Source organism: Longimicrobium sp. (genome assembly GCF_036554565.1).
Lineage (GTDB): Bacteria > Gemmatimonadota > Gemmatimonadetes > Longimicrobiales > Longimicrobiaceae > Longimicrobium.
In genome coordinates, this window is record NZ_DATBNB010000585.1 from 1 (window position 1) to 6,168 (window position 6,168).

Annotated in this window: 6 protein-coding genes; 4 read left to right on the forward strand and 2 right to left on the reverse strand. The window is 69.6% G+C overall.

Translation table 11 applies throughout. The annotated features are described in order from the left end of the window. Nucleotides 1–3: 3 nt before the first annotated feature. The gene (gene rho / locus VIB55_RS16065) at nt 4–1,257 is read right to left on the reverse strand and encodes a transcription termination factor Rho (protein ID WP_331877681.1); all 1,254 of its coding nucleotides are present in this window, start codon (nt 1,255–1,257) and stop codon (nt 4–6) included. 186 nt (nt 1,258–1,443) lie between these two features. Between rho and VIB55_RS16070 the strand changes: the two genes are divergently transcribed. From VIB55_RS16070 to VIB55_RS16085, 4 genes are all read left to right on the forward strand, one after another. Then, nucleotides 1,444–2,571, forward strand: coding sequence for a site-2 protease family protein (locus VIB55_RS16070; RefSeq protein ID WP_331877676.1), 1,128 nt, complete (start codon nt 1,444–1,446; stop codon nt 2,569–2,571). A 110-nt stretch (nt 2,572–2,681) separates the two neighbouring features. Then, nucleotides 2,682–3,047 carry a hypothetical protein gene (locus VIB55_RS16075; protein WP_331877677.1) on the forward strand — a complete coding sequence of 122 codons (366 nt, stop codon included), beginning with the start codon at nt 2,682–2,684 and terminating at the stop codon, nt 3,045–3,047. A 24-nt stretch (nt 3,048–3,071) separates the two neighbouring features. Beyond that, nucleotides 3,072–3,953, forward strand: coding sequence for a HAMP domain-containing sensor histidine kinase (locus VIB55_RS16080; protein WP_331877678.1), 882 nt, complete (start codon nt 3,072–3,074; stop codon nt 3,951–3,953). Beyond that, a complete protein-coding gene (locus VIB55_RS16085) occupies nt 3,944–4,852 on the forward strand; it encodes a dihydrodipicolinate synthase family protein (protein WP_331877679.1) in 909 nt (302 codons plus the stop codon). Before VIB55_RS16080 ends, VIB55_RS16085 begins: the two co-directional genes overlap by 10 nt. Nucleotides 4,853–5,045: 193 nt before the next feature. Here VIB55_RS16085 and VIB55_RS16090 read toward each other — a convergent pair. Continuing rightward, nucleotides 5,046–6,168, reverse strand: a 1,123-nt coding sequence (locus tag VIB55_RS16090; RefSeq protein ID WP_331877680.1) for a M24 family metallopeptidase, incomplete at its 5' end; no start/stop codon positions are given.

A 6,168-nucleotide genomic window follows, 5' to 3' on the forward strand; every position in this document is an offset into this window, starting at 1 on the left:
GCATCAGCCGCCGCGGGCCATGGAATCCAGGAAATCCTTGTTCGCCTTGGTCTTGCGCATGCGGCTGAGCAGGAAGTCGATGGCTTCGGCCGGCGGCATGTCCGACAGGAAGTTGCGCAGCAGGTACACGCGCGTAAGCTCCAGCTCGTTGAGCAGAAGGTCTTCGCGGCGGGTGCCCGAGCGGTTGAGGTCGATCGCGGGGAAGATGCGCTTGTCGGCGATGTGCCGGTCCAGCACGAGCTCCAGGTTGCCGGTGCCCTTGAACTCCTCGAAGATCACCTCGTCCATGCGGCTCCCCGTTTCCACCAGCGCCGTGGCGATGATGGTGAGGCTGCCGCCCTCCTCGATGTTGCGCGCCGCGCCGAAGAACCGCTTGGGCTTGTGCAGCGCGTTGGCGTCCACGCCGCCCGACAGGATCTTGCCCGAGTGCGGCACCACCACGTTGTACGCGCGGGCCAGGCGGGTGATGCTGTCCAGCAGGATCACCACGTCGCGGCCGTGCTCCACCAGGCGCTTGGCCTTTTCCAGCACCATCTCCGCCACCTGCGTGTGGCGGTCGGCAGGCTCGTCGAAGGTGGAGGAAATGACCTCGGCCTTCACGTTTTCCTGCATGTCGGTCACCTCTTCGGGCCGCTCGTCGATCAGCAGCACGATCAGGTGAACTTCCGGGTGGTTCTCGGTGATGGCGTTGGCGATCTTCTGCATCAGGATCGTCTTGCCCGCCTTGGGGGGCGCCACGATCAGGCCGCGCTGCCCCTTGCCGATGGGGGCGATCAGGTCCATCACCCGCAGCGACAGGTCGCCGCCCTGCGTTTCCAGGTGAATGCGGTTGTCCGGGTAGCGCGGGCGCAGGTTGTCGAAGGCCACGCGGTGCTTGGCCCGGTCGGGCTCGTCGCCGTTCACCCGCTCCACCTTCAGCAGCGCCAGGTAGCGCTCGCCCTCCTTGGGCGGGCGCACCTGCCCCATCACGGTGTCGCCGGTGCGCAGGTCGAACCGCTTGATCTGGCTGGGCGAGACGTAGATGTCGTCGGGCCCGTACAGGTAGTTCCAGTCCTGCGAGCGCAGGAAGCCGTAGCCTTCGGGAAGCACCTCCAGCACGCCCTCGCCCCGCAGCACCACCTCGCTGTCGAGCAGGTTCTGCTCGATCCGGTAGATGAGGTCCTGCTTGCGAAGGCCGGAATAGTTGGAGATGTTGAGCCCTTCCGCCATCTCGTGGAGCTCGGCGATGCTCTTGGTCTTGATGGTGCTAATGTCCACGTTCTGCTCCGAATGTATCAGCACGGCCCGGCTCCGTTGGTACGGCTGCCGGGTTCGCTGGATCGTTCCGCGATGTGTGCGGGAAAGCGAAGAAGAGAGGCGCGCCGCGCCCAGGTCTGCGCAGGCTGTATATCTGGGGACGATGGCCCCAACCTAAGCACCGTATACACGAGCGTCAAGGAAAAAGTGCCCGACGAGTGGGGGCCGTTCGCGCCCTGGCGAATCGTGGAGCTGCACGGCCAGCAGGTGGTTCACGCATACCTGCACCCCGGCATTGTGGCGGATGACCCGCGGGTTTCCGGCTGGCTGGCCCGCTGGCCGGGGCCCCGCTACCTGCAGGAGGGCCCGTACGGAGTGGAGGCGACGCTGGTTCGCCGGGTGTCCCCCCGCCCCCGCGAGCGGTGGTGGCTTCACGCCCTGCTCCTGGCGCTCACCCTGCTGACCGCCACCATCGCGGGTGCGTGGATGAGCCCGGGCAACCCGCTGGCCATGGCGAACGTAAGCGTCGCGGGGCAAGCGATTCCCGTGCCTGCGCGGTTCACACCGCTCGCGCTGGCGCCGGGCCTGTGGTTCTCCGTTCCGTTGCTGTGCATTCTGGGCGCGCACGAACTGGGCCACTGGGCATTCGCGCGCCGCCACGCGATGGACGTCTCGCCCCCGTACTTCGCCCCCGCACCGTGGGTGTTGAGCCCGCTGGGCACACTCGGCGCCTTCATCCGCCTGCGCTCGCTGCTGATCAACCGCGCCGCGCTCCTGGACGTGGGCGCCGCCGGACCCGTCATCAGCTTCGTCCTTTCCATTCCGGTCTACGCCGCGGGGCTCGCGTTCAGCCGGGGCTTCGCGGAGAAGGCGCCCGGCGGCGCCCGCGTGGTCGCCCTGTACCCGGACGGCGCCCTTCCCCTGGGCGAATCGCCGCTGCTGTGGGCGCTGCGCGCCCTTTCGCCCCTGGCCGAGGCGCAGACCATCGTCCTGCATCCCCTGGCGGTGGCGGGGTGGTTCGGCCTGTTCTTCACCGCGCTCAACCTGTTTCCCGTCAGCCAATTGGACGGCGGGCACGTTGCGTATGCACTGTCGCCGCGCCTTCACACCGCCGCCAGCCGCCTGACGCTGGGGGTGCTGCTGGTGATGGGCGCCTGGTACCCGGGATGGTGGGTGTGGGCGGCGCTGGTGCTGCTCATCGGACGGGGGCGGCTGGCGCACCCGCCCGTGTGGGATGCGTCCTTTCGCCTGAACGGGCCGCGCCGGGCGGTGGCGTGGGCGTGCTTCGTGATGTTCGTGCTGGCGTGGGTGCCGGTGCCCGTGCCGCTCGGGTGAGGGCCGGGCGGCGGCTCCGGTTGCCGTTTCCCTTGACGAGCACGCCACAAAAACGGAAATTCTCCACCCGGGGAGTAGCACCCAAAGTGCACGCCTTACCGGAGGTCCGGATGGCACGCCACAACCGCGAAGGCGAGGGAGAGGACCAGCACGGACGCCGGTACATCATCGGCTACCAGCCGGACTGGTTCCATCAGGTAAAGGTGGCCCGCGGGCTCGACAGCGGGCGCCAGTCCACCAAGATCCTGCTGCGCAATTCCGAGACGCCGCTGGCCGACCCCGGCCCGCGGGTGCGGACGCACATCGCCGCGCCCGAGCTGGGCATCGAGTTCGAGGTGAACCTGCGCGACGACCGCGGCGTCGTCCGCCGCATCATCGTGGAAACCATCGTTCCCGAGGGCGAGGAAAAGGGCGAAACGGTTTCGTTCATCGTGTCGCGCATTCCCGACACCCGCCGGTCCGACAGCCGTGGCTGAACGCCCGCCCGCGCGCCGCATCGCATGACCCTGGCCCAGGCGACACTGACGGTGCCCGACAACCGCCTGCTCTTCGTGGTGAGCGTGGTGGTGGTGGCCAGTGTGGTGCTGTTCACCGCCGGCGTCATCGTCACCCTGCTGCGCCGCTCCGACCGCCAGCGGGCGGAAGAGGAGAAGCTGGCTGCCATGGGCACGGCCACGGCGCGCATCCTTCACCAGATCAAGAACCCGCTGCAGACCATCGTGCTGCACGCCGACCTGCTGCAGAACGAGCGGATGGTGGCCGATCCCCTGCAGCGGCGCGAGGTGGCCGAGGCCATCATCGGCGAGTCGCAGCGGCTGGTGGCCATGCTCGACGAGCTGTCGGTGTACGCCTCGGGCGCGCAGCGGGCCATGAACCGCCAGCCGATGGAGCTTCACCAGCTGGTCCGGCAGGTGGCGGGGTACGAGTCCGGCGGAACGGGGATGCGGGTGGACGTGTCGCGGGTGACGCCGGCCGTGGTGCTGGGGGACCCGTACTACGTTCGCCAGGCGCTCGACAACCTGGTACGCAACGCGGCGGAGGCCATGGCGGCGCAGGACGACGCGCGCCTGGCCATTTCGGTGGACCGCGAGGGAGGCACCGCCGTGGTGCGGGTTTGCGACAACGGGCCGGGGATCGCCCCGGAAAAGCTGGACCAGATCTTTCAGCCGTTCGTCAGCACGAAAGGAAAGGGAATGGGGCTGGGGCTGGCCATTTGCCGCGAGATCGTCGAGGCCCACGCCGGGCGGCTGGAAGTGGAGTCGGCCTTGGGCGAGGGCACCCGATTCACCCTGCGCATTCCCCTGTATGGCGACGGCGTGAGCACGGGCGCGCTGCCGGGGCTTGCTCCCGAGCCGCAATCCGCGGAGGCCGCATGGAGCTGAGCGGCGTCTTTGCCCCCGCAACCACGCCGTTCGATCCCGTAACGGGCGACGTGGACGTGATCTCCATGCGCGCCAACCTGCGGCGCTGGATGGAGACGCCGTTGAGCGGAGTGGTGCTGTTCGGGTCCACCGGCGAGGGCGTGCTGCTGGACGAGGAAGAAAAGGTGAGGCTGACGGCGGCCACCCGCGAAGTGGTGGACGGCGGCCGGCTGCTGCTGGCGGGCACGGGGGCGGAAAGCACCCGTTCCGCCATCCGGCAGACGCGCGCCGTGGCCGCCGCCGGGGCCGACGCGGTGCTGGTGCAGCCGCCCACCTTCTACAAGCCCCTGCTTACCCCCGCCGCCCTGCGCGACCACTACCTGGCCGTGGCCGAGGCGGCTCCCGTTCCCGTCATCCTGTACCAGGTGCCGCCCAAGTTCAGCGGCATGGAGCTGGAGCCGGGGCTGGTGCACGAGCTGGCCAAGCACCCCAACATCGTCGGCATCAAGGACTCGTCGGGCGACCTGCGCACGCTGGGCGACCTGACCGACGCCTGCCGCGGCGGGTGCGACGTGCTGTCCGGCAGCGGCGCCATCATGTACGCGGCGCTGGAGATGGGGGCGGTGGGCGGCATCCTGGCCGTCTCTCTCCTTCTTCCCAACGAGTGCGCGGCGCTGGTGCGCGCCTTTGGCGAGGAGCGCTTCGGCGAGGCGGGGCGCCTGCAGGAGCGCATCGCCCCGCTGCACAAGGTAGTGGTGGCGGACCTGGGGATCCCGGGGATGAAGGCGGCGCTGGATTCCATGGGAATGCACGGCGGGGCGCCCCGGCCGCCCATCCAGCCGCTGCGCAACCGCGACCGCGGGCGCCTCGCCGACGCGCTGGCGGCGGCGGGGATTTTGCCGAATCCGATCGCGGCGTAGGGGGAGTGCGGGAGTGCGTTCGTCATCCCGTCTCGGTAAAAGAGTTTCACGCAGAGGTCGCAGAGGGTACGGAGAGGACGCAGAGGCGCTTGCATGCCCTCTGCGTCCTCGCTGTCTTCTCTGCGCCCTCTGCGTGAAATGCAGTTTCTGCTTTATCGAGGCGTCACCCTGCTGAGTGGTACCCCCCGGCTCCTCACCGGACCAGGTGGAAGCGCTCCTGGCGCGCGAGCACCCAGCGGCGGGTGCCGTCGGCGTCGATCCAGGCCTCTTCCTCCAGCGCCATCCGCACCGGCTGGCCGCCCCACTCGGCCACCGGCGTGGTCGCCTGCAGCTCGATGGAGAACCAGCTGTTCGGCACCAGCGTCACCTCGCCGCGTCCCTCCACCCCGTCCTGCCGGTCCCACAGCCCGATCAGCGGCCCCGCACCGTGCCCGTGGTCGCCGACGGGGTGCGTGTACACGGTCCCGTCGATCCCCTCCGCCCGCATCCGCTCACGCGTGGCGCGCAGCACGGCGTTGCCCGTGGCGCCGGGGCGCATCTCTTCCAGGAGCAGGTCCTGCAGGCGGTTGGCCCGGCGCAGCGCCGCGTACAGCCCGGCGGGCGCATCGGTTTCGCCCTCGCGAAGCACGTAGCCCATGTGCTGCGTGTCGGTGTTCAGCCCCAGCGCCGTCACGCCGAAGTCGGTGTGCAGCACGTCGCCGCGGCGGATCACCGGGTCCGCCGAGTCGCCCATCTCCACGCCAGCCCTCTGCACCGTCACCGAGGGCTGGAACCACGTCCCCAACCCCAGCTCCACCAGGCGCTGCCGCATCCACCAGACGACATCCTCCGTGCGCGTTTCGCCTGGCTTCACCACTTGGCTGGAGAACGCGGTTCGGATGATGTCGTGCGCCACCTGCTGCATCCGCACGTACGAGGGCATCATCTCCGGAGGCCGCTCCTCGATGTAGCGTAGCGCCAGCATCTCGCGGCGGACCACGCGGTCACGGTAGCGCGCCGGGAGCGCCTCGCGCAGCTGCTCCCATTCGCCGGCGGTGAGGCCATCGGAAAAGGCGTGCGTGTGCGAGATGTTCACCGCGATGGTGGCCGGGTCGCACGCCTCCACCAGCGGAGGCAGAAGCCGCCACTGGTCGGTGCCGTATGGCTCGGCCGGGCGCACGGTGGGGCCGGCCGTTCCCAGGGCCGCCTGCGGGTCGCGCACCACGCGGTACAGCCCGCCCTGCGGCGATCCGCCGATGGCGATGCGCTCCACCCCACGCTCCGCGCCGCGGTCGCAGAACACGTAGATCGTCCGCCGGCGTGCCGCCATCGTCGTG

What these genes read in the sequence shown, in the direction of transcription:
- VIB55_RS16075 (WP_331877677.1), top strand. Translation starts at nt 2,682, where the DNA reads ATGGCACGCCACAACCGCGAAGGCGAGGGAGAGGACCAGCACGGACGC.
- VIB55_RS16080 (WP_331877678.1), top strand. Translation starts at nt 3,072, where the DNA reads ATGACCCTGGCCCAGGCGACACTGACGGTGCCCGACAACCGCCTGCTC.
- VIB55_RS16085 (WP_331877679.1), top strand. Translation starts at nt 3,944, where the DNA reads ATGGAGCTGAGCGGCGTCTTTGCCCCCGCAACCACGCCGTTCGATCCC.